Genomic DNA, 21,500 nt, shown 5'->3' on the forward strand with positions numbered 1-21,500 from the left:
CGTTTGTTGTGTTGTTAAAAACCGAAACTATAGCCCAGTGTTCCCGTCAGGTCTCTCTTATTTCCCCTGTTCAATACTGAGCGGTATTGATTGATCAGACTGAAATTGATATTGTGTTTTTTCAGTAAAGTGTAAGCAGCATTGAGGCGAACACTGAGTACACTATTTTGCTTTTTCCCTTGTGCTGTACTGTTATTGTAGGAAGATGAGAGGCCGGTTGTCAGCTTCTTCTTAAACAGTTTTGCATTGGCGGAAACAGTAGGTCCCTGTGTAATGAAATCGTTCCTGGCAATGGTATTGTAGCTGAGATTGTAAACGAATACCAGGTTGAGGCCGCGCTGCAGGTAGAGCAGACCATAGGATGTAGCCAGATTATAGAATTGTGAGCTATTACCCTTGCCCACTACTCCACCCTGTTCATCAGAAGCGTCCTGGAAAGTGGCATTCACATTGAGTGATTGCTGCTGCCATTCATTACGCTTTGTGATATAGTTCACGTTCAGCGAAGCGTTCTGCGACAATTGTGTAAAATTGAGCGTATCGAAATTCTGTATCGGGTTTACGTTATTGATATAATCGAACTGGGGCCTGATATTCATATAGGTTTTGAAACTGGAATAGTTCAGGCTGGTCTGTAAGCGGTCAGTAGGCAGGTAGTTCAGGCTGATAGCGCCTACCCATCTGCGTGTGGTGCTTTCTTTTTTATTGTCGAGGTTATCCCGCTGCGAACCAATGTTCAGGGCCATACTCACTTTATCTTTCAGCAGGCTCTGCGCCAGGTTCACTGTAATATTCTCCAGGTCGCTGTTGAAATAGTAAGCGCCCAATGTTGTGTATCCGGGGTTCACCCGTTCATATCCCACGCCCATAGTAGTTTTCAAAAAACTGTAATTGAGCTGTGACTTGAATGCAGCGTACTGTACGGTGGATGAATTCCCTTTCATCAATTTTCTCATGTAACCGTTGCCGGTAGTGATTGCTTCTTTATTATTGTTGCGTATATCGCGGGTAAGTGCGCTGTTGGCGTATTCGGCAGTGATCTCCATTCCTTTGGCCGGCTTGATGCCGATCTCATAAGCGATGGCCAGGTTTTGCCGGGGAAAGAGTTCCAGGCTATCGGGTGGTTTGGTAAGACTGCCCGCTTTGTCCTTTGCATAGAAAGTATTGATGCCTGCCTTCCACCATTTTTCTTCGTATACAGTCTTGAATCCGTAGCCCCATCTTTCGTAAGCTGGCATTGCGTTCAGGTTAGCGCTGTCGTAAGCAACGGCACGCTGCAATCTGCCAGCCATGGCGCTGAATTTCCAGTTGCCTTTGGGTGAAAGGTCAACGCCTGCACCGCGGAACTGGTGGCCATTCAGCGTGTATGGCGAAAAGCTCATAGACACATCGCCTATATGTCCGCTGATCCATTTGTAAGTGGGATGCAGGCTCAGCCGGTTCGGCATTACGGGATAGGAAAACCCGGAACCGGCATTGGTGAAATTGAAAGAGAACGGCAGGTTGAGCTTACCGAAAATGTTGGCGTTGGCATTGCCTTGCAGATACCAGGTGAAGGGATCACGACCGGTATTACCATTGCCATCGTAGAATATAGAGCTGGCAGATACGCCACCGTTGAACTTCACCGGTTTGGCCTTGAATACATCCTTCAGTCCTTCAATATCCACCTGCTGCGCATGTAAGGTTGCGCCTATAGAAAGATACAGGATCAATAGCCAGCATTTTTTCATAAGATCGGTTTTACCTGGGCTCTTTTTGAACTTTGATATCTACGACTATATATGACTGTTGTTCTTCCTGAACAAATTGTTTGATCCTGATGGCGCCTTTGATCCCATTGTTCTTTTTGAAGAGCAGTATTCTGGGAACTGTGCTGTTATTGAACTGCATCCAGGAGCTTGCTGTTGGTTCGATGGTGATCGATCTCAGTAATTGATCGTTGTTCATTCCATCAAATAGTTCCGGGCTCATAAAAGCCGCATAGGGCGAATATTCCAGGGAATTGATAATCGTTACAGGACCTGCACCGGGAATGGGATTGAATGCATAATGCGCCGCAGAATCCGGGCTGATGAAACGATTATAGTTGAAATTTTTGCTCAACCCGTAAAAGATGATATCGATGTCTTTACCTGCTTCGGTGAGATCATCTGCAGCAGTAAATTTCCTTCTCAGTTTGGTGGAAAAGAATGAACCGATACTGCTGTGGGCAAGACTGATACCCAGTTTGATATTGGAAAAACTGCGGAGGTTATTATCAGGTGATACAGTAATGGAATTCGATACAGACTTTTTTTCTTTTTTATTATCTGCTGTGAGCGTAACTGTATAAGTGCCTGGGTTGGTGAAATGTATCTCCGGTGATCTCGCCGTGTCGTTACTGATGGCGCCACCGGTGCTGGTCCATTTCCAGGTGATTCCTCCGATGGAAGTATTATTGAGTGTGGCGGTCAGGGGCGATTCATCATCTTCATCCTCAAAACCTGGCTCAATGCTAAACGCAGGTTGCAGCGATTCTTTGAGTGTAATGGTTTTCCTGAGTGTGAAAGTTTTACGGCCATTGCTCACAGTTAGTGTGATCTCATGATCCCCGGGTTCGGAGAAGGTGATGGTTCCTGGTTCCTGTTGGCTGGAGCTGCCCGGCGAACCGCCGCTGAAGCTCCAGCTAAAACCGCTGGCGCCTATGGTATTATTTGTGATCCTTACCTGCGCGGGCGCAAAATCATTCACGAGTATCTCCGTGCTGAAATCAACGGTGACCGAGCTGTCGAGATCAATGAGAACAGACTTTTCATCCCGGCTGTCTTCATTCCAGGTTTCCAGTTTGATATTGTAAGAACCGGCTTCATTGAATACGATGATGCCGGGATCCTGCTTATCGGAACTGACGGGTTTTCCACCTTCAAAAGTCCATTTGAAGCGATTGCCTCCGGTGGAGGAATTGATGAGTTTGATCCTGACGGGCACGGTGAAATTCTCATCCAAGATCTCATGGGTGAATGCTGCATGTGCATCAATCACCTGTTCGCGTTTACAGGAATTTAATAAGGTTCCGGTAAGCACAAGGCATACAACAACCAACCAACGCTGTTTCATCAGACAAGGTTTAGAAGCAATAAATTATTGGGTACTGTAACTAAGTACCGGAAATTCCAATGGTTGGTTTACAAGCTCGATGTTTCCTGGGATGGTTTGTGTGAAGTATCCTGAAAGGCAGGCCTGGTGTGGTTCCTGAGTAGATTTGATTCATGCCGGGTAGGGTTTAACGGGATAATAGATCTGTATTCCGGGGTCAATCTACAAAGAAAATTTGATTTATGCTATATAGTTTGGAAAAGAGAGGAAGATTTGCGGTTAGCCGTAAACGTTTAACAATCTTACAGTGCTAAAACTATTTTTAGAAGCCTTGTGGAACCAGACCAAGTTTATTGATCATTGAAAAACTCAAGGCGAATTGTTCATGAACCTGCAGCACTTCTTTGAAATCCCAATATTTCAGTTTGGAACTTAGCTGCGTAAGCTGGGCCACTTCTTTCTTTATTCTTTCAATTTGTTTGGCATCGCTAACAGCAACGAGCCCTTGCACAGCCGGATTATTTGCAGCTTTCAGGAGATTCAGGATCAAACTATCAATGGACCCGTTTGTCTGCACTTCAAATACATAAATTACCCGCCCCATATTGCCAATAGTGGCCTCCCAAACAGTATCAACCACTGCGCCATTGGCAACCTTCATTTCAATATCAGCTTTGAAACCTAAAAAATTTCCGATTGCTGCCAGCTTATCACGAATATCGTTATGCTTGAATTCAACTATCGCCTCCAACTCTTCCTTCTGAAGCTTGGCCGCCTCATTTCCCGGTATAATCAAGCTTGCTTTTTGCAAAGCAAGCTCTGCATCATCAGCTTCTTTTCCTTTCTTGAAGTCACTCAATTTCTCTATTACCTGCAATTCATCCCACATAAAATAATCAACAGCCAATAAAGTAGGATCCTCAAAACCATTTGCAGCCAATCTACCGGCCATCTCTTTACACACCTGGGAAAGATATGTATACACTCTGCCTGTCAACTGGTAATCGTAAGTTGGAAGATTAGGTACTCCCAGATAATCCATAGCTATATGCGCCCTCCGGTTCCACAACATGTAGTCGTTAGGAAATGTATGACAAAGTATCTCGCTCATCATTGCGGGCCCCATACCTTTTATTGATTTTCTGAAATGATTCCAGCGGGACTCAATATCAGCATCTCCATACAAAAGATTGACCAATTCCAGGCGAAAACCTTCAAGTGTATTATCTGATAGAATTTTATCTACAACATAGTGTTTGTTCCCCCAAATAAGCATGGCCCACAGCTGACTTAAATAAGTATACACTTCGTCAGGTGTCATATTCAGTATTCTCTGACGATCATAGCTTTGATAATATGCAACTCTTTGTTGCCTTTCTTCAATATATTGATGGGATAATGCCGGATCAGACTTTAAGCTCGAAACAAAACGGTGGATATGTTCATCTAAGAGCGTATAGTTCATAGTAATTCAGGATAACCGATTTATAGATAAGATTTAAGATCCTTCCCGGAAAATCAAGCATTTTTTATTGCAAGTGCCAAATATACGTAACTCGCCCGAAGTACGGATACACGTTACTTAGTCCTTTACGTATCCGGCCAGATCTGCTCTCTCAAAATACAGCTCAGGTAAAATTATTTGCACCTCCTGTTTCTCCCTTTCCCCCAGCCAGTAAACAATGAAATTTACTTTTCCACTTTTTAATACATACCCCCTCTCCTTCATCGCCTCAATTTTCATTTGGAATTGATTTGAGAACTTCAAAACAGTATATCCTTGTGCGTTCAAAGAATCAGTTCCATTCACACTCAACTCATCCCCACTTATCAGTTGAGAAATTATCTCCTGACAATTTTTGAAAAACCCCAGCCATACATCTTTGTAGCTAAGCTGCATTGAAAAGCCTGCAGGTGGAAGATACATCTCATTATCCATCACCAATTCCAGTTCTTCAACTTTAATATCATCCAGAAAGCTCGAATTCAAATGAATGGTCAGATTCCTTTTTGCCCTTGTCAACGCTACATACAATTGCCGTTTGGATTCATCTGTTGCCAGGTTGAAATTATTGAGCATCAGGAATACATTGTCAAATTCTTTCCCCTTGGCCTTGTGAATAGTTGACACAAAAACCGTTTCACCATTACCGTTGTAAAAATCCTCTATTCGAGATTCCCGAATGAAAACTTCCAGATCAGACCTGTATTTATATTTGGGGTTTGTTGCTTCGAAATCACTGATCAGGTTATTACACAATTCCAGTTTTTCACTTTTTTGAAACCTTTGAGTCAGGCTCCGTTTTGCCGACGCCCAAATATCATCATGGATTATGAAGTTTTCAGCAGACATGTCCAGTTGCGATATGAAGAATCGGACTTCTGCGAGATTGTACAAGTTGAACCCATCATTCGTTTGAATTAATTTAGATGGTACTCCATTTCTTATAAGCAAACCGGTAACCTGCAGGGCTTCTTCGTTTGTTCTTGTAAGCACACAAACAGTTCCTGACAATTCAGCGGAAAGAATATCCCGAACAACAGGATCAAAAAGACTGTTGCTTTGATATCGAACGACCTTTACCTTACCATTAGCCGTCTGGCTGGCAATAATCGGCGCCTCCTTCAACCTTTGCTCAATCTTACTAACAAACTGATTGGAGAATTCGACAATATTACTCCTGGACCTGTAATTTACTATAAGCTCACTTTTACCAGCTTTATCCATTTCGATAAACTGTGAGAGATACCGGGAGTTTGCGCCTCGAAACTCATAAATATTCTGATCATCATCCCCAACAGCTATTACCCGCATATCTTCATTATGTTCCATTAGTGATTTTATCAGCTCGAATTCATCACCATCCATATCCTGCGCCTCATCAATCACAAGAACAGTCTTTGTGATCTGACTTGCTTCAACTTCGTTATTCCTGATCTTTTCAATCGCAGTTTTCAATATCTGGTCCGATTTTTCCAGACTTCCAACTTTCCCCAGCAAATCGAAACAATAGGAATGAAAAGTTTTGATCTCTATATACTGTGCGGCGTTACCAATAAGCTGGCGAAGCCGCTTCTTGAATTCCGTAGTTGCTGCCCGTGAAAACGTCACCATCAGTAATTGCTCATGCTTTACATCCTCCATAAGGATTAAAGAGGCAAGCTTATGTACCAGCACTTTCGTTTTACCGCTTCCGGGTCCGGCCAATACCACCTTGTATTGGGTATTCTTGTCTTTTATGATGTTTATCTGTTCAAGTGAAAGCCCGCCAAATAACTGCTTGAATTTTTCGGGAGTAAGCGTAAAATTAATATCCTTTTGACGTTCACCATTGAAATACTTATTTAGAAAAAAGGAATAATTCAACTGAAAATAATCTTCAACAAATTGTAGTGCTTCCTTATAGTTCTCCACCATCTTTTTTGCATACTCTCCCACTATATGGATTTGCTGAATCTTGTTTTCATAGAATTGGTTCAGCTTTTGATAATCTTCAACCTTGTACCTTTTTTTATTATCAAGCTCCAGTCTTTCAATATTTAGCCTGTTGTAAATAACAAGAAAACCTCCTTCAATTTTAATTGCTTCAATCCTGGACAGGTAAAAAAGGGAATCTTCAATATCTTTTACGGTTATCTCAACTTTAAAAAGGTCCGGACTGTTCTCATAAGCTTCCTTCAATTCCAGTACCGAGAATTCCACCAGTATTTCTTTCTCCAATGATGGGTGTTCTGTTTCCCCCTGGTTAGTTCTTTCATATAGCAACTTCACAATGAATCCTGCCAGTTTATGTCTTGTTTCCATTCTCTTCTGCAATTCAGATGGCGGATGCAGTGAAATAACGCTGACATGATTTTTCGTGTATTCCTGATTGTATTTTCTAATCCAGTGCTTAATAGCCCAGAAATTAAGGATCGTTTTTATTTTGTTTGGAGTTACATCTTCGCACCCATTCTTTTCAGCATCTTCATTCAATTCCTTAATGTGGAAAGTTTTTTCTTGTTCTTCCAGAATATTGAGCAAATAAACCTCTATCCTGTTGAACATTTCTACGATGTAGAGAGAACGGTTTATTCCTTCTCCCCTTTTGATAAAGGCAGTAAGATCCTTAGCATCATTAAGTATATTTTCCTGCTGAAGGATCGTAATAATATTGATGACTTCATCATTCCTAATCCCTAAATGATCACCTATATAATCAATCCGGGATTCCGGAGTTTCATTATTTGCCTGCTTTTTACTTCTGCTCGAAATGAGTTTTTTGATAATTCTGATAGCTGTCGTTTTCTGCTTTTCCTCAAACCTTGTAGAACTGTTTATTTTCCCAATGGCTTCCTGCGCATTTTTCGCTCTGATACTGTCGGCATAAACCCTGGGTGCATTCTGCTGCCGCTTTAAATAACCAGCGTCTTCCAATGCAGCAACAGCAGTCTTTACCCTTGTTTCAATTTCCTTTATATTATCATCCCAACCGGCTTTTCTGGCAATTTCCAATGCTGAATTGGAAAGTGAATTCTTGAATCTTGTGAGATCCTTAATGGCTTTCCATATTTGCTGAATTTCCTTAATGGAAAGCCGGGTCTGATTCAAGAGAATAAAATGTTTGCTTAAATCTTCTTCATTGAATAAGGCAAAGCATTCGGCTTCCAGCTTTTCGTCCCTCCCGGCTCTTCCTGCTTCCTGGATATAGTTTTCCAGGGAATCTGAGATCTCAAAATGAATCACCAGTTTTACATCTTTTTTGTCTACCCCCATTCCAAAAGCGGAAGTTGCTACCATTATCTGTGTTTCTCCTGAAATGAAAGCATTCTGGTTTTCCGTTTTTTCTTTTGCTTCCATTTTTCCATGATAAGGCCTGGAATTAAAGCCATCGCCAACCAACCTTTCAGCCAGTTGATATGCTTTCCGGGTTCTCGAAACATAAATAATGGTAGCACAGTTTTTCTCAATTATCAGGTCTCTTACTGTCTGGTACTTCTCTTCTTCATCCTTTTGCTCGATCACTTTGTATTTCAGGTTAGTCCTGGAAGCCTTTGAAGAAAAAACTTCCAGCTCAATAGAGAGTTTTTGCCTGAAATAATCTCTGATATCTTCTATAACCTTTTGTTTTGCCGTGGCGGTAAAGCAGGACACCGGTATATCCTCGCCGTTATTTTTTTGTTGCTGAAGGGATTTTATGAAATCTCCGATATACAAATAGTCAACCCTGAAATCCTGCCCCCAGGAAGAAAAGCAATGCGCTTCATCAATTACAAACCGGATGATCTTTCTGCCCAGCAATAATCTTTCGATAGTTTTGGATCGAAGCGATTCCGGAGAAATATAGAGAAGGGAAGCTGATCCGTTCTCGACGCGTTCAAATGATATTCCTCTTTCCACAGGATCAAGCAGGCCGTTGATGGTAACAGCATCTGTAATACCCGATGCCTCCAGATTATCCACCTGGTCTTTCATCAATGATTGCAAGGGAGAAATTATCACAGTCAACCCTTTTACATTTTCCCCACTCATGAGTGCGGGCAGCTGAAATGTGATGGATTTACCTCCGCCGGTTGGGAAAACAGCTAATAATGATTTGTTGTCAACTGCAGCCTGCACTGCTTTTTCCTGAAGAGGCTCTCCGCCATAGGTTCTGAAAGAATTGAAATTAAAAAAACGATTCAACCCCTGCTGAATATCCAATGCCTTGTTGCAATAGACGCAACCAGTCATACATGGCCTATTTCTCAATTTTGCCATAATCCTGTCAACTTCCGGATAATTTTTCAATACCCATGGAGGCGTGATGGAATAACGATTATTGGCATTGATAAGAGACAAACAATATGAAAGTTCAATAGGGTGATCAGCTATTATTTTAGTAAGGTCAGATTGTTCACAAATTTCATTTTTGAATTGTTCTCTTATCAGAAACTCTGTATCCGCATATTGGGGGATGTATGATAAAAAATGGAAAAATGCCTTAAACTCAGACTTGTCTCTTAGCAAAAAATAGAAAATTTGCTGCAGCTTTACGTGCAACTGCCTGAAAGCAGCTACCTCATCAAAGAAGAGATTTTTAGCCTGTATTGAATCATTCAGAGGATTATTCAGCTCTTCAGTTTGAAGCTTATCATCTTTTACCAGGGCGTGATAGGGTCTGGCAGGAAACAGGAGTGGCGACAAATAAAGTGTATCGATGATATTATTTTCCGGGAATTGCCCCTCCCGAGCATCGGAGTGATGAATTGCAGATCATGCCTGATAATATTATGGCCACAAATAAATTGTGATCCCTCAAGGAATTTCACAAATTCGCCAATGGAAGTATTGTGAAAAGAACGGCCATCGCCCTTTACACAGCCAATATCCAGGATTGTTCTGCTCCTTGAATCAATTTCGGTATCAACAAAAGCAATCGATTTTTCCATTTGTTGAGTTCATAAATGATATGGTCTACCGGTATACCACACACTCAAAATAACTATTTTTTTCCATTTTTCCACTTACTATCAGCATTAGCCGCTTTTTTATGAATCAATTTACAGAGGTTTATGTCCCTCAATTTCTCCAAAAATTGTAGATTAGTGATTACGCATTTTACATAAATAATTAAAGCCGACTGTTTGCTGAGCCTATCAGTAAAAGTGATTATGGAAAATAAAACCTGGTTATCTTATTGGAAGAAAAGCCTGTCTGATGCACAGGCTGCAGACATTGATATCGACAAGTTCAGACATTTCGAGATCGAAAATTTTAACCTGGAAACACCAGTAATTGAACAAATCGATAGTGTCAACGAGTTAATTGATTTTGAAGAAACGAGAATCAATAAAAAAAGAGGGATCAGCAATAAGAATAATAATGACTGGATAAGTCTGGATTTCATTACTGTTTTGATTGCTCCGTTTAAACTGGTTCCTGTTTCTGAGCGTCAGATCTTTCTTAGAGATAAGAAACCAAAATTCCCATTTTGGTTCTATGCAAAACTGGACCGGGTCGGCAACCTTGCTGTACCTGAAGAAACATTTCCGGTTTTCCAAAGAAAGTTTCTGGAACCACTGGCTGATGAGAAAACGGAATTTATTTTTACATCAGTAGAAAACGTAGATAATGCCACTGTTCCAGGCAAAGAAAAATATGATTCGTACTCAGAATACCTTCAATACCTGAATAACGTATTCGCCCTGGCTGTAGGCAAACCGATTGCTGTGTACAGTACTGATCATTTAGCTACTATCAACAACGCTATCGTCCTCTTGCCGGATGAGGACATAAATGCTGCATTTGCAATTATTCAGCTTTATGAAAAACTGCTAAAGGCGAAAGATCTGCCACCATTGCTCAATAACTTCATACAACTTCACAACAACATCAAAAATGAACCTCTTACCGTTGAAGAGCTGATTGATTTCAATAGTCTTCATCTTGGACAAATGGGTTTTGAATTTCCTTTATCTATTTCACAAAGAAAAAGCCTGTATACTTTCCTACAATCGAACGACAAGGTGTTTGCCGTTAACGGGCCTCCTGGCACCGGCAAAACTACCCTGCTCCAAAGTATTGTGGCTAATATGGTAGTTGAACATGCATTGAAAGGAATTCACCCTCCTTTCATTCTGGCCTGCTCTACCAATAACCAGGCTGTAACAAATATCTTAGACAGTTTTATTAAGGCAAAAACTGCTCAGGGAAGCCTGGAAGGGCGCTGGCTTCCTGAAATAACCGGTTACGCAACCTATCTTCCTTCAAATACGAAAACAGCGAACGAACTAAAGGGAATAAACTATAAGAAATTAAACGGGGACGGCCTTTTTACAAAAGTGGAAAATCATACCTATCTGTCCCAGGCCAAAGAGTTCTTTTTGAAAAGTGGTAATCATCATTTTCAAACTGAAGTTCTGGATATCCCGGAAATTCTGCGGAGAATACAAAAACAAATTGGAGCGATAAGTTCCTCTATTGTAAAAGGTGGCGAAAAATGGAAATCCTACCAGCAGGCCTTGAAAACTTTTGATAGCTCATATTGTCAGGAGAACCTTGACCGAAAAAAATATTTCGACTCCCATGAAACCCTTGATGAAACTAATTTCGAAGCCGAAATTGCAGCTTTAATTGCACTGGAAAAAGAAGTAGTCACCTATTTCAGAGAAGAACCATTTTTCAGAAAACTGTTTTGTTTTCTGGGATTGAAATCTGCCCTGAAAAGCAGGACAACGGAATTAAGAGTGCTTCTTCGTAATTCACTGATCCAGGACTCAGGTGAGTTTATCTTTAAGAAATCAGTAATCCTCGATAAAATAGATTCAAAAATCAATGAGGCAAGGAGTATCCTGAAGGGAATAAAGGAATGGAAAAGCTGGAAACAGGAAAACAATATCAAAGGAAATCCCCCTCGAAACGAAACTGCCTATTGGGAAAAAGAATATTTAAAAATCGAAGGATTAAGGCGCAATGATCCGGAGAAGAGTCAGGCCAATTGTTTTTACGATGAACTTGATATCACATTACGTCACCAGGCATTTCAACTGGCATTACATTACTGGGAAGGCAGGTGGATACTCAAGCTGGAAGAGGATCTCTTTTCCGATAACTTCGCTGGCAGAAACGATGAAAAATCAAGAAATCGCTGGCAAAGACAGGCTATGCTTACCCCTTGCTTTGTAAGCACATTCTATATGGCTCCCAGGTTTTTTACTTCATCCAGATTTCTGCAAAAATCAGATAAGGGAGACTCTATTTTTGACAATCCGCCACTTACTGAATTTATTGACTTACTGATTGTAGATGAAGCAGGACAGGTATCGCCAGAAATTGGCATCCCTACTTTTTCATTAGCCAGGAAGGCCGCCATTGTGGGCGATATACAGCAAATAGAGCCAGTATACAATATCACGAATAAAATGGATATCGGCAATCTGAAAGCAACAGGATTGGTCCGGGATTATGACGATCTTATTTTTGAAAAAGAATACCATCCGAAAGGCTTTCTTGCATCAACAGGAAGTATTATGAAAATGGCACAAAATGCCTGCTCTTACCAGGAGAAGGGACTTGCAGAGAGAGGAGTTTTGTTGATAGAGCACCGGAGATGCTTCGACGAAATCATCAGTTATTGTAATATGCTGGCTTATGGCGGTCTGCTCAAGCCATTAAAGGGAAGCGGAATTGGAAAAACGTTGTTTCCTCCCATGTACTGCATTCATGTAGAAGCTCATTCAACAACCATAAACAACAGCCGCTACAATCAACCAGAGGCCGATGCAATTATCGGTTGGCTGTTAAAAAACAAGGATGTCATTGAAGAAAAGTATAACAAAAAGATTGAAGATGTGGTTGGCATTATCACACCATTCGTTGGCCAAAAACAGACAATATACCGGGCCCTGAATGCTGCAGGGTTTGATACCGCCAGGATCAAACTGGGCACTGTACATGCTTTGCAGGGGGCAGAACGCCCCATTATCATCTTTTCTACAGTTTACGGTCCGGGTGATGCAGGTACCATGTTCTTCGACAGGGATAATAAGCCCAATATGCTGAATGTTGCGGTATCCCGGGCGCAGGACAATTTTATCGTTTTTGCCAATTCCAGCATTTTGAATAAAGAAACCAGAACGCCTTCGGGTATCCTGGCGGGTTACCTCACTTATGAAAGGGGGTGATGGCAGTCAAAACAAAAAAGCCGCTTCTTTCGAAACGGCTTTCCAAATATTCTAACAGCAATTACCACCTGTTACGTTTATCGTAGTTATTGCTTTTGAATGGGCTTTTGTTGAAAGTCTTCTCAGTCTTAGGCTTTGCTTCAGATACGCGCATCTGACGGCCATCAACTGTAGAATTGTCGAGTTGGGAGATTGCGTTCTGGGCTGCGCTATCGTCAGGCATTTCAACAAATCCAAATCCTCTGGATCTGCCGGTTTCCCTGTCTGTAATCACTTTTGCAGAGCTCACTTCACCGAAAGCAGCAAAATATTCCCTTAAATCTTCGTCCTGTACATTAAAAGACAGGTTTGATACATAAATGTTCATTTGTTCAATTTTAAAATAATGAAAATCTGAGTAAGGCAAGAAGTATAGGAATTAAATGCGGACTTAGCAGATTAATGACAAATACTGATGCAACGCTCAAATGAATGTGTAAAGATACACTAAAAATTACATTAACAAACTTTAATCTTTGTTCAGCGTAACATTCACTGCATTATAGCCTTTAGGGCTCCTGACCACTTCAAACTTTACTTTATCGTTCTCGCTGATTTGTATGTTGAGATCGTTGGAGTGCACAAAGATCCGTTCTTTGGTCTCGGAATCGATGATGAATCCAAACCCTTTCTGGGTATTGAAGAAAGATACTACACCGGTACGGATTGCTTCTTCTGGGTTATCTTCCATTTTAGGAACACCGAGTTGAATTTCTTCCGCCAGGAAAACCTTTTTATTACGGGGATCAGGCGGCGTATCTGTAAGATTACCGTTTTCATCCAGGTAAGCGATCATGCTGTCAAGACCCCTATTCTGGTCTTTATTATTCTTGCGCTCTTTCATCTTCTCCAGCTTCTCCTGTTGCTTCTTCATCCGTTGTTTTTCTTTTTCCCGCTTTGTAAAGGTTTCCTTTGATTTCGCCATGATAATAATTTAAGTTTAGTAATTGCATCCCGGTCCTCTGCCTACTGCGTAACCAGGCGCCCGTTAATACCTGTAGCAAACTGCATTGATGTTCATTCCTGCACCTACAGAAGCGAACATGATGAGATCTCCGGGTGATAAGGAATGCCCTTCGATCGCTCCCTTCCTTACCAGGTGTAATAAGGTTGGGATGGTGGCTACCGAACTATTGCCCAGCCATTGTATGCTCATCGGCATAATAGCGGCCGGTGGTTCACTGATGCCATATAACTGGTAAAAAGCTTTCAATATGCTTTCGTCCATTTTTTCATTTGCCTGGTGAATAAAGATCATTTTGAGCTCATGAATGGAAGCTCCGCTCTTATCCAGACAATCTTTCATGGCCGCAGGCACATTGGTCAGCGCATACTCGTACACTTTTCTACCCTGCATTTTGATATATCCTGTAGCATCATCGGTTTCCCTGGAATAGGATGTTCCGAGATTGATGAATCCAACTTCCTCCAGACAATCCGATCTGCTGGCCGCACTCAGGATACCCTGCTGAGGCTGCGAATCGGTTCTTTTTTCCAGGATACAGGCCCCTGCACCATCAGCAAAGATCATGCTATCGCGGTCGAACGGGTCAATGATCCTGGAAAGGGTTTCCGTGCCCACCACCAAAAAAATGGTGCCGGCGCCGGCTTTGATGAAACAATCTGCCTGGATCAGCCCCTGTAACCATCCGGGACAACCGAAGAGTACATCATAAGCAACACATTCAGGGTTTTTGATCCCCAGTTTGTGCTTGACCCTGGACGCAATGGAAGGTACCGTATCCGGCTGAAATGTGCCGGGTTTAAGATCACCGTAATTGTGTGCAACAATGATCTGACTGATCCGCTCCTTATCAATTCCACTATCATCGATAGCGGCCTGCGAAGCAAAAGCAGCCATTTCAGAGCTGCTGAATTCAGCCTCTGCGTATCTTCTCTCCTCTATTCCGGTTATCTTTTTGAAATTGTCAATGATCTGGTCCGTTCGCTTGTTGAATGGCGTACCATCCTCATTCAGGAAAACGGAATTATTGAAATCTTCATTTTTGCGGATATGGGTAGGGATATATGCTCCAGTTCCAGTTATGATGTTTCTACTCATGTGTTATTCAGGAATTACAGTGCAGAAAGCTTGGTGAACTCAAAACCACTGAAAATTTTGATGAAATTGGTATCGCCCGTTCTTTTGAAATTTTCAATGTTCGCTTCAGGAACCACTCTCCAGAAATTCTTCGCTTTCAACTCCCTGTAATCTGCAGTTTGAACGAAAAGGCCTTTGAAGGCACCCCGGATCTTACATTTGATCAATACAGGTGTTTCATTCAGGAATTTCTCTTCCACAAAATTTCCAATTTGCTCATTCGACATTATGACGGTTTTTAGTTTGATAATCAGATCCCGGAAATAGTTGATCTCTCCCCGATTTCCTGGCCAGTTGTTGCCGGGGAACGCTTTCGTCTCCTTCAAAATTGCCGGAATAATATTCACCTTTTAATTAGAACAGACCTCCACTAATGTTGAAATGAGGAATCAAAATAGGTGCAGGGAGGGTAATATTGGTATTGAAGATACGATTAAATTGCCATATGGGCCGGATTATGTTGAAAACGCCGGTGTTAATTAGCTTTTCATTTCCAGATTACAGAATATAAACAAATGATATTCAGTCAAATAGTGAGCCGTTCCTTGACTATTGCATCAGCTCCCCGGCGGAGCAGCAAAAGTACCCGAGCTTGCTGTTTTCTTCCTCTCCCATCTGTGTTTCATTCATAATATGAATTCGGATCTCCCCGAAATGCCAGTAACCTTCTTTTTCTTCGGTAATGGCTGCATGTTGGGAAAGTTCATTGGCGATCAATTCCGCCTCATCCATGAAGTTGAATTCGATGCCGAACAGTTTTATCTTTTTACAATGGTGCACTTCAAGCTCAAACAGGAAGTTGTTTTGATCATAATGCAGAAAGAAATAGCTGTCGTTGGAATGGAGCTGATTGTACAGATCCCTGCGGAGGAAGATGGGAGTATCTTCGTTTTCAAGTAAAACTTCTTCGTTCTGTTCATCATAGGCAACACCGAGTTTGGCGCGCACCAGCTCGCGGGGAATGCCGAATGGCAACCGGATCTTGTTGATGATGATTTCTTTCAGGGGTACGCATTCCAGCATCATAGAGGATGGGAAGATAAAAATTATCCTGATAATTCATTCCAGTTTTCCATTATCAGGCTTTCTTCCGGGCAAAGAACAGGTGCACCAGCAGGGTCAATAAACAAAACACAGTTCCTGTAGCTACCACACCCGGCCACTGATAGTATTTCCAGGCCTGTGCGCCTACAAAGGTTCCCGTAGACCCGCCAATGAAATAACTCACCATATATACCGTATTCAGCCGATTATTCGCATTGAGGCGAAGTGCAAAAAAGCTTGACTGGTTCATGATATGCATCGATTGTAAACCGAGGTCGATAAGAATGATGCCGATGATCAGTCCGATATAAGTGTAACCACCCACGTAGAAGATCCCCCAGCTCAGGAGCATAATGAGTATTGCAAAGAGAATGATCCTGTAAGCTGTGGTTTTAGCCGCGATCCTCCCTACCACTGCCGCCGCCAGCGCTCCTGCTGCACCAATAATGCCGAAAGAACCCGCAACAGACGGTCCTGCGTGAAAGGGCGCTTCTTCCAAATGAAAAACAAGGGTTGTCCAGAATGCACTGAAACCAGCAAAGGCAGTGGCTCCGCGAAAAGCGGCCACCCGTAGAACGGGCTGCGTACGAGTGAGAAAAACCAGTGAGCGCATCAGTTCTCCATATGATCCGGCAAAATTCGGTTGTACTTCAGGGAGACTGCGCCAGATCAGTATACCCAGCACCAGCATGAATCCTATTGCTATCCCATACATTGCTTTCCAGCCCAGGAACTCCCCTACAAATCCGCTCAATACTCTCGACAATAAGATCCCTACGAGCAATCCACTCATCACCATTCCGATGGCGGAGCTTTGTTTTTCTTTTGGCGCCAGTTCTGCCGCCATCGGTACAAACAATTGCGGAGCAATACTGGTGAAACCCACCAGGAAACTGGCTGCAAACAACCATTCCACCGATGGCGCCAGCATCATGCCTGCCAGCGAAATGATGATGGCCACCATATCCCAAAGGATCAGCTTGCGCCTTTCCAGCCTGTCGCCCAGCGGCACCAGCAGCAATAACCCCATCGCATAACCGATCTGTGTAAGCATTGCGATATTGCTGATCCTGGATTCAGGCACTCCAAAATCCCTCGCCATCAGTCCAAGTAATGGCTGATTATAGTAGTTATTGGCCACAATCATACCCGTAGCGATGGTCATCAGCCACAGTGTACTTTTTGTGAGCGCGGGTTTGGATTGCATCATCATTGCATGTATTCTGCTGCAAATTTATCGGGTAAAAACGATCTTTCCTTCATGGATCAGCGAACGTACAGGCGAGATCCTGCTCACCGCTTCTGCCGAACAACTGGCATCTACCAATACCAGGTTGGCCTTATCCCCGGTTGCGGGCCATTGGCGGTTACCCTTATCATCCAGCGGCAAAACGTTGGCAGTGGCCAGTTTCAGACTTCTCGAGAGATCGAATTCAGTGGAATAACCATAAAGCTGCGCCATCAGATTCGCTTTCTGCAATACGCTGCCGGAGCCGAAAGTATTCCAGTGGTCTATAATGCTGTCATTGCCGGTCAGAACGGTAACGTCATATTTATACAATGCTGGAATGGGCATGATAGTATTGCCAAATGGAATAGTGGACACGATCCCAATACCAGCACCTGCAAGACTATCTGCTATCGATTCCTGTTTAGCCTTATCCAGTCTCGCGAGCACGAAGCAATGACTGAGAAAGGTTTTGCCTTTCAGTTGCGGATTGGCCTTCACTCTTTCGATGAGGTATTCAACAGTTTTCAATCCGGATTCTCCGCCTTCATGCAGGTGGATATCGATCCCTTTATTGAATTCCATCGCCAGATCAACAGTGAAGTTGATGCTTCTTTGAATATCTCCGTCGATGGACTGCGGATCGAGACCGCCGATAAAATCGATGTCCATTTTTGCAGCTTCGCGCATAAGGCCGGTACTATCGGTGTAGTATAACCCATGTTGCGGGAATGCCACCAGTTCTGCGCCAAAGCTGTCTTTTTTGTTTTGAAGGGCCAGTTGCAGGTTCTTCAGTGAGTTCAGACCTGAAGTTGGATCGATATTTACATGGCTTCTTGCAAAATCACTACCATTGGATTGCAGCAGCTCTACCAGCTTTTCCGCTCTGTAAGTGGATGTTTTCAGTAATTCAGGAATGATCCTTTGTTCAAGTGAGATCATATCGCGCACGCTCCTGTTCTTTTTCTGTCTTGCTTTCCACGGACCACCATAGAATGTTTTATCAAGATGAATATGCATGTCCCTGAATGCAGGCAACATCAGCATTCCTTTTGCATCGATGGCTTTGGCTTTTGGATCATTCGGAAGGATAGCAGCAATCTTACCATCTGCGATCTTTATGAGGAAGAGCTCTGTTTTGGTAGCGATCACCTCCCCTTCTTCATATTCAAAACCGGTTTCCAGTTTTACATTTTTAAGGGAGTAATTCTTTTGATCAGGTATAGCACTGCTTTCTCTTGACGATTCACCCGCCATTACATTACCACCCAGCATCACTCCTGTTCCGCCTGCTACCAGTGCAGATGCATTCCTGATAAAGTGCTTCCTTGAAATATTATGTTGATCCATTCCTTTCAGTTTGATTCAAAATTACGCCGGTACTGTGGGAGGGAGGGTGCGGAAATCATGCCAATACTTGTAATATTTATAACGCGGTCTTGAATTCGCGGGGAGACGAGCCTGTCTGCGACCTGAAGAAATTCGAGAAATACGCAGGGTCTTTGAACCCGAGCTCAAAGGCAATTTCCTTGAGGCTCCGATCCGTTGACAGGATCATTCGTTTAGCCTCCAGCGTTACCCGCTTCTGAATAAAGAACATGGCGGATACCTGGAATTGCCGCTTGCAAAGAATATTCAGGTAATTGGGCGTGATATGCAATAACCCTGCATAGAATGCTACGGATTTCTCTTCCCTGAAATACTGTTCAACCAGAGAAAGGTAACGTTGCAGCACAGGAGTTTTTTGATAAAGGCTCAGGTCTTTGAATTTCTGTTCCGCTTCGCGATTTACCAGCTGCGCAATGATATTGCTGCGCAGATAGATCAGGTCCCAGCTGATAGGTTGCTGTTTCAACTCTATGCGGACAGATTGGAATTCATAACACATCAACTGAAAAGCTTTCGGGGAGAGTTGTACAACGGGATGATTTTGAAAGAGAAGAAAAGACAGATCCAGTGAAGCGGAAAAGGTTTCAAAGATCCTTTTGCTGATCATCAGCTGATATGCTTTTGTGCGGGCGCCCAAATTCCATTTATGCACCTGGTGCGGGAACAGGATATGCACCTGGTGATCTGTTACCTTATGATCCGTGAAGTCGATGGAATGAATACCACTCCCCTTTTCAAATAGCAAAAAGAGGAAAAAATCATGCTTGTGAAATTTCTCAATACTGCGGGCACCAAAGATCTCATGGTATTGAAAACTGGGCTCGGCCTCCTGGTCTGAGAGGAACTCCCTGATATTGAGAACAGGGATCTTGTCTTTAGATGTTTTAGATGTGCCGGCCATGCTGGCAAAGGTAATTCAGTATGACTACAATATTGTTATATGGATATCCTGCGCTGTTACCTGTGCGGTAGTACGCTGTAAGTGTATATGTCAATTGGGAGTCAGTCGGAAAGCAAGCGTACAATCAAGCATAGACATCGGATATCACCCGGATAGAACAGGGAAATCATACGCTTTTACCTCGGGAGGGACCCGAAAACTATAGCAATAAAGCTCAGCTATCACAGTACAATCACTCCAATCTGCAGGTCAGGCAATAAAGTTTAAAGTTTAAGCATTACAGAATTTTGGACAAACAAGTCCAAATGAGGTGAAGCTATAGTCAAAATCACCTGTTTCGTTCAAAATCCTGTTGCATTGCCAGGAATGGGAAAATATAAGGCTGACAGTCAATGTCAACAAACTTTCTTATACGACTAGTATATGCATAGTATAAGAAAGTTGAAAGTGGAAATAATAAACATAGGAGATTTGAATTTGCATTCGATTTGTTCATTCTAAAACTTTCGATCATGGCAAGACAATCCGGAAAAACAAAACTGGTGGGCCGTATTGGCGATGTGGTCTACTACAAGATGGACGGCAAATATTATGCGCGTGCTGTGAGCTCTTTAAGTGGCCGGCGTGTGAAGCGCGATCCGAAATTCAAACGCACGATGGAGTTTGCAAAACTTTTTGGAATAGCAAGCAAGCTGGCTTCAGAACTGCATCGCAGCCTTCCGTTTGAAAAGAGAAGTCACAAGTTGTATCGTAAAATGACCGGACGCGCTTATCAACTGTTGAAAAATGAAATGGAACAGGCAGCCGTTACAATTGAATTGAAGAAACAATTTTGGCCTGAAGATAATAAGCAAATTGTACAGGAGAAAGTGGAACTGTTTATTCCGGTGCCGCAAAAGCAGGACAACAATAACAAATTACTTTGCGAACTTCAATCAATCCCTAACGGCAAAACCGCCTCCCAGAACCTGCTCAGTCCTGAAACGCGGCGCCAGCTTTTGCCGTATCATTTATGGCTAGCGTACTTTCGCAAGCAAGGACTGTTCAACATTAAGGCTTTCGACCAAAGCATCAACTTCCTTGAAGTTGTCAGGACAAAGGATCAGGATGCCTTTAAAAGCCAGGATCCTCACTTTTTCATCAGGATAGAACCCAAGCGGCTGCAACCATTTTCCCAGCAATTTGATAAACGATGCAGGCTGCTGCACTTTTTCGGAATTGGAAAAATGGCTGGCGGGATAGTAATGCTGCCTGATCACAAGCCTATGAGCGCAGGGAACTCCCTCGAAGTTATTCTCACGGAAGCGGGACAGGATGGGCCTTAGCAATTGAAGAGCCTGGATCAGATCAGGAAACATTTCCCGGTTGGCATCGCTGAAAACTTTGTTTTCCTTTTTGATCTTCTTGTGCTTTTTGTGCTTGCGTTCGCACTCGCTGCAACAGAATAAAGTCTTGTGCATTTTTCATTTTTTTTAAGGTGAATAATGGGCAGAGTAAAAGGGATCAATACCTGAATACTTACAGGTATTCATGACTTCTGAGCGTTAACCTTAGTGCATGACATATCCGTATTGCTTATTGCAATAGCGAAGCAATATGCAAGTAGCATGTAGCGTCATGCACGCAACGTTCAGTGTTAGCGTTCAGCTTTAGCCTTCAGCATGCAGCATTCCACTTTAACTCTCAGCATCCGGCATCCGGCATTCTGCTGGAGTTGCAGCATAACGCTTTAGCAATGCATCAGCATCGCAATTCAGCTTTCAACTGAACTTTGTTCTGTTTGAGATATGAGAAAATAAACGGCGGAGGAAAAATGAAAACCCAAGGTGGAGTATACAACAAAAAAACTATAGGGCTGACACCTACCCGCCTTCTGCAACGCTGGCCCTGACAAGGCCGCCGTCTTTCGACGGTACTCCAACAGAAGACAAAAGTAGGCCCAACCCTATAGTTGTAAATATAGTGTAAGGGCACTACATTCGGCCTTGCGGAGTAAAATTGTCAGATTTGCATTGCAAGACGTTTATGTATATGCGTTCTTTCTAGTTGTCCTATCCAAATATACGAAAGATGAT

The 21,500-nt window shown here is 42.7% G+C and carries 14 protein-coding genes; 2 read left to right on the forward strand and 12 right to left on the reverse strand.

Annotation, left to right across the window (positions count from 1 at the left end; translation table 11 throughout):
- Positions 1-14 precede the first annotated feature (14 nt).
- The 4 genes from FSB84_RS24510 to FSB84_RS24525 form a co-directional block, all read right to left on the reverse strand.
- Positions 15-1,733 carry a TonB-dependent receptor gene (locus tag FSB84_RS24510; protein ID WP_130540483.1) on the reverse strand — a complete coding sequence of 573 codons (1,719 nt, stop codon included), beginning with the start codon at positions 1,731-1,733 and terminating at the stop codon, positions 15-17.
- Positions 1,734-1,743: 10 nt separating this feature from the next.
- Positions 1,744-3,099 (reverse strand): PKD domain-containing protein, encoded by a 1,356-nt coding sequence (locus tag FSB84_RS24515; protein ID WP_130540484.1) that lies wholly within the window; start codon positions 3,097-3,099, stop codon positions 1,744-1,746.
- Positions 3,100-3,400: 301 nt separating this feature from the next.
- Entirely contained in the window at positions 3,401-4,543 is a 1,143-nt protein-coding gene (locus FSB84_RS24520) for a hypothetical protein (RefSeq protein WP_130540485.1), read from the reverse strand.
- A 117-nt stretch (positions 4,544-4,660) separates the two neighbouring features.
- Positions 4,661-9,244: a RecQ family ATP-dependent DNA helicase gene (locus tag FSB84_RS24525; protein ID WP_225979877.1), complete on the reverse strand. Its 4,584-nt coding sequence runs from the start codon at positions 9,242-9,244 to the stop codon at positions 4,661-4,663.
- A 467-nt stretch (positions 9,245-9,711) separates the two neighbouring features.
- Here FSB84_RS24525 and FSB84_RS24530 point away from each other — a divergent pair, with 467 nt between their 5' ends.
- Positions 9,712-12,723 carry an AAA domain-containing protein gene (locus FSB84_RS24530; protein ID WP_130540487.1) on the forward strand — a complete coding sequence of 1,004 codons (3,012 nt, stop codon included), beginning with the start codon at positions 9,712-9,714 and terminating at the stop codon, positions 12,721-12,723.
- 61 nt (positions 12,724-12,784) lie between these two features.
- On the opposite strand, the gene FSB84_RS24535 is transcribed toward FSB84_RS24530, so the two are convergent.
- The 8 genes from FSB84_RS24535 to FSB84_RS24570 all read right to left on the reverse strand — a co-directional run bounded on the left by FSB84_RS24535 (position 12,785) and on the right by FSB84_RS24570 (position 19,425).
- Positions 12,785-13,090, reverse strand: coding sequence for an RNA recognition motif domain-containing protein (locus tag FSB84_RS24535; RefSeq protein WP_130540488.1), 306 nt, complete (start codon positions 13,088-13,090; stop codon positions 12,785-12,787).
- 141 nt (positions 13,091-13,231) lie between these two features.
- Positions 13,232-13,687: a cold shock domain-containing protein gene (locus FSB84_RS24540; protein ID WP_130540489.1), complete on the reverse strand. Its 456-nt coding sequence runs from the start codon at positions 13,685-13,687 to the stop codon at positions 13,232-13,234.
- Positions 13,688-13,750: 63 nt separating this feature from the next.
- Positions 13,751-14,824 carry a 3-oxoacyl-ACP synthase III family protein gene (locus tag FSB84_RS24545; protein ID WP_130540490.1) on the reverse strand — a complete coding sequence of 358 codons (1,074 nt, stop codon included), beginning with the start codon at positions 14,822-14,824 and terminating at the stop codon, positions 13,751-13,753.
- A gap of 14 nt (positions 14,825-14,838) precedes the next feature.
- The gene (locus tag FSB84_RS24550) at positions 14,839-15,090 is read right to left on the reverse strand and encodes a short-chain dehydrogenase (RefSeq protein WP_130540491.1); all 252 of its coding nucleotides are present in this window, start codon (positions 15,088-15,090) and stop codon (positions 14,839-14,841) included.
- Positions 15,091-15,412: 322 nt separating this feature from the next.
- Complete coding sequence (locus FSB84_RS24555; protein ID WP_130540492.1) at positions 15,413-15,889, reverse strand: hypothetical protein; 477 nt, start codon at positions 15,887-15,889, stop codon at positions 15,413-15,415.
- Between the two features lie 52 nt (positions 15,890-15,941).
- Entirely contained in the window at positions 15,942-17,120 is a 1,179-nt protein-coding gene (locus tag FSB84_RS24560; protein ID WP_130540493.1) for an MFS transporter, read from the reverse strand.
- A gap of 21 nt (positions 17,121-17,141) precedes the next feature.
- Entirely contained in the window at positions 17,142-18,485 is a 1,344-nt protein-coding gene (locus FSB84_RS24565) for an amidohydrolase family protein (RefSeq protein WP_130540494.1), read from the reverse strand.
- A 76-nt stretch (positions 18,486-18,561) separates the two neighbouring features.
- On the reverse strand, positions 18,562-19,425 hold the full coding sequence (locus FSB84_RS24570; protein ID WP_130540495.1) for a helix-turn-helix domain-containing protein: 864 nt from the start codon (positions 19,423-19,425) through the stop codon (positions 18,562-18,564).
- A gap of 512 nt (positions 19,426-19,937) precedes the next feature.
- On the opposite strand from FSB84_RS24570, the gene FSB84_RS24575 reads away from it, so the two are divergent.
- Positions 19,938-20,750 (forward strand): hypothetical protein, encoded by an 813-nt coding sequence (locus tag FSB84_RS24575; RefSeq protein WP_130540496.1) that lies wholly within the window; start codon positions 19,938-19,940, stop codon positions 20,748-20,750.
- Positions 20,751-21,500 lie beyond the last annotated feature (750 nt).

Source organism: Pseudobacter ginsenosidimutans (genome assembly GCF_007970185.1).
Lineage (GTDB): Bacteria > Bacteroidota > Bacteroidia > Chitinophagales > Chitinophagaceae > Pseudobacter > Pseudobacter ginsenosidimutans.

Excerpts from the sequence above, each read along its gene's own strand:
- FSB84_RS24570 (WP_130540495.1), bottom strand. The coding sequence starts at position 19,425 with ATGGCCGGCACATCTAAAACATCTAAAGACAAGATCCCTGTTCTCAAT.
- FSB84_RS24535 (WP_130540488.1), bottom strand. The coding sequence starts at position 13,090 with ATGAACATTTATGTATCAAACCTGTCTTTTAATGTACAGGACGAAGAT.
- FSB84_RS24545 (WP_130540490.1), bottom strand. The coding sequence starts at position 14,824 with ATGAGTAGAAACATCATAACTGGAACTGGAGCATATATCCCTACCCAT.
- FSB84_RS24550 (WP_130540491.1), bottom strand. The coding sequence starts at position 15,090 with ATGTCGAATGAGCAAATTGGAAATTTTGTGGAAGAGAAATTCCTGAAT.
- FSB84_RS24575 (WP_130540496.1), top strand. The coding sequence starts at position 19,938 with ATGGCAAGACAATCCGGAAAAACAAAACTGGTGGGCCGTATTGGCGAT.
- FSB84_RS24530 (WP_130540487.1), top strand. The coding sequence starts at position 9,712 with ATGGAAAATAAAACCTGGTTATCTTATTGGAAGAAAAGCCTGTCTGAT.
- FSB84_RS24565 (WP_130540494.1), bottom strand. The coding sequence starts at position 18,485 with ATGGATCAACATAATATTTCAAGGAAGCACTTTATCAGGAATGCATCT.
- FSB84_RS24515 (WP_130540484.1), bottom strand. The coding sequence starts at position 3,099 with ATGAAACAGCGTTGGTTGGTTGTTGTATGCCTTGTGCTTACCGGAACC.
- FSB84_RS24560 (WP_130540493.1), bottom strand. The coding sequence starts at position 17,120 with ATGATGATGCAATCCAAACCCGCGCTCACAAAAAGTACACTGTGGCTG.
- FSB84_RS24540 (WP_130540489.1), bottom strand. The coding sequence starts at position 13,687 with ATGGCGAAATCAAAGGAAACCTTTACAAAGCGGGAAAAAGAAAAACAA.
- FSB84_RS24555 (WP_130540492.1), bottom strand. The coding sequence starts at position 15,889 with ATGATGCTGGAATGCGTACCCCTGAAAGAAATCATCATCAACAAGATC.
- FSB84_RS24520 (WP_130540485.1), bottom strand. The coding sequence starts at position 4,543 with ATGAACTATACGCTCTTAGATGAACATATCCACCGTTTTGTTTCGAGC.
- FSB84_RS24510 (WP_130540483.1), bottom strand. The coding sequence starts at position 1,733 with ATGAAAAAATGCTGGCTATTGATCCTGTATCTTTCTATAGGCGCAACC.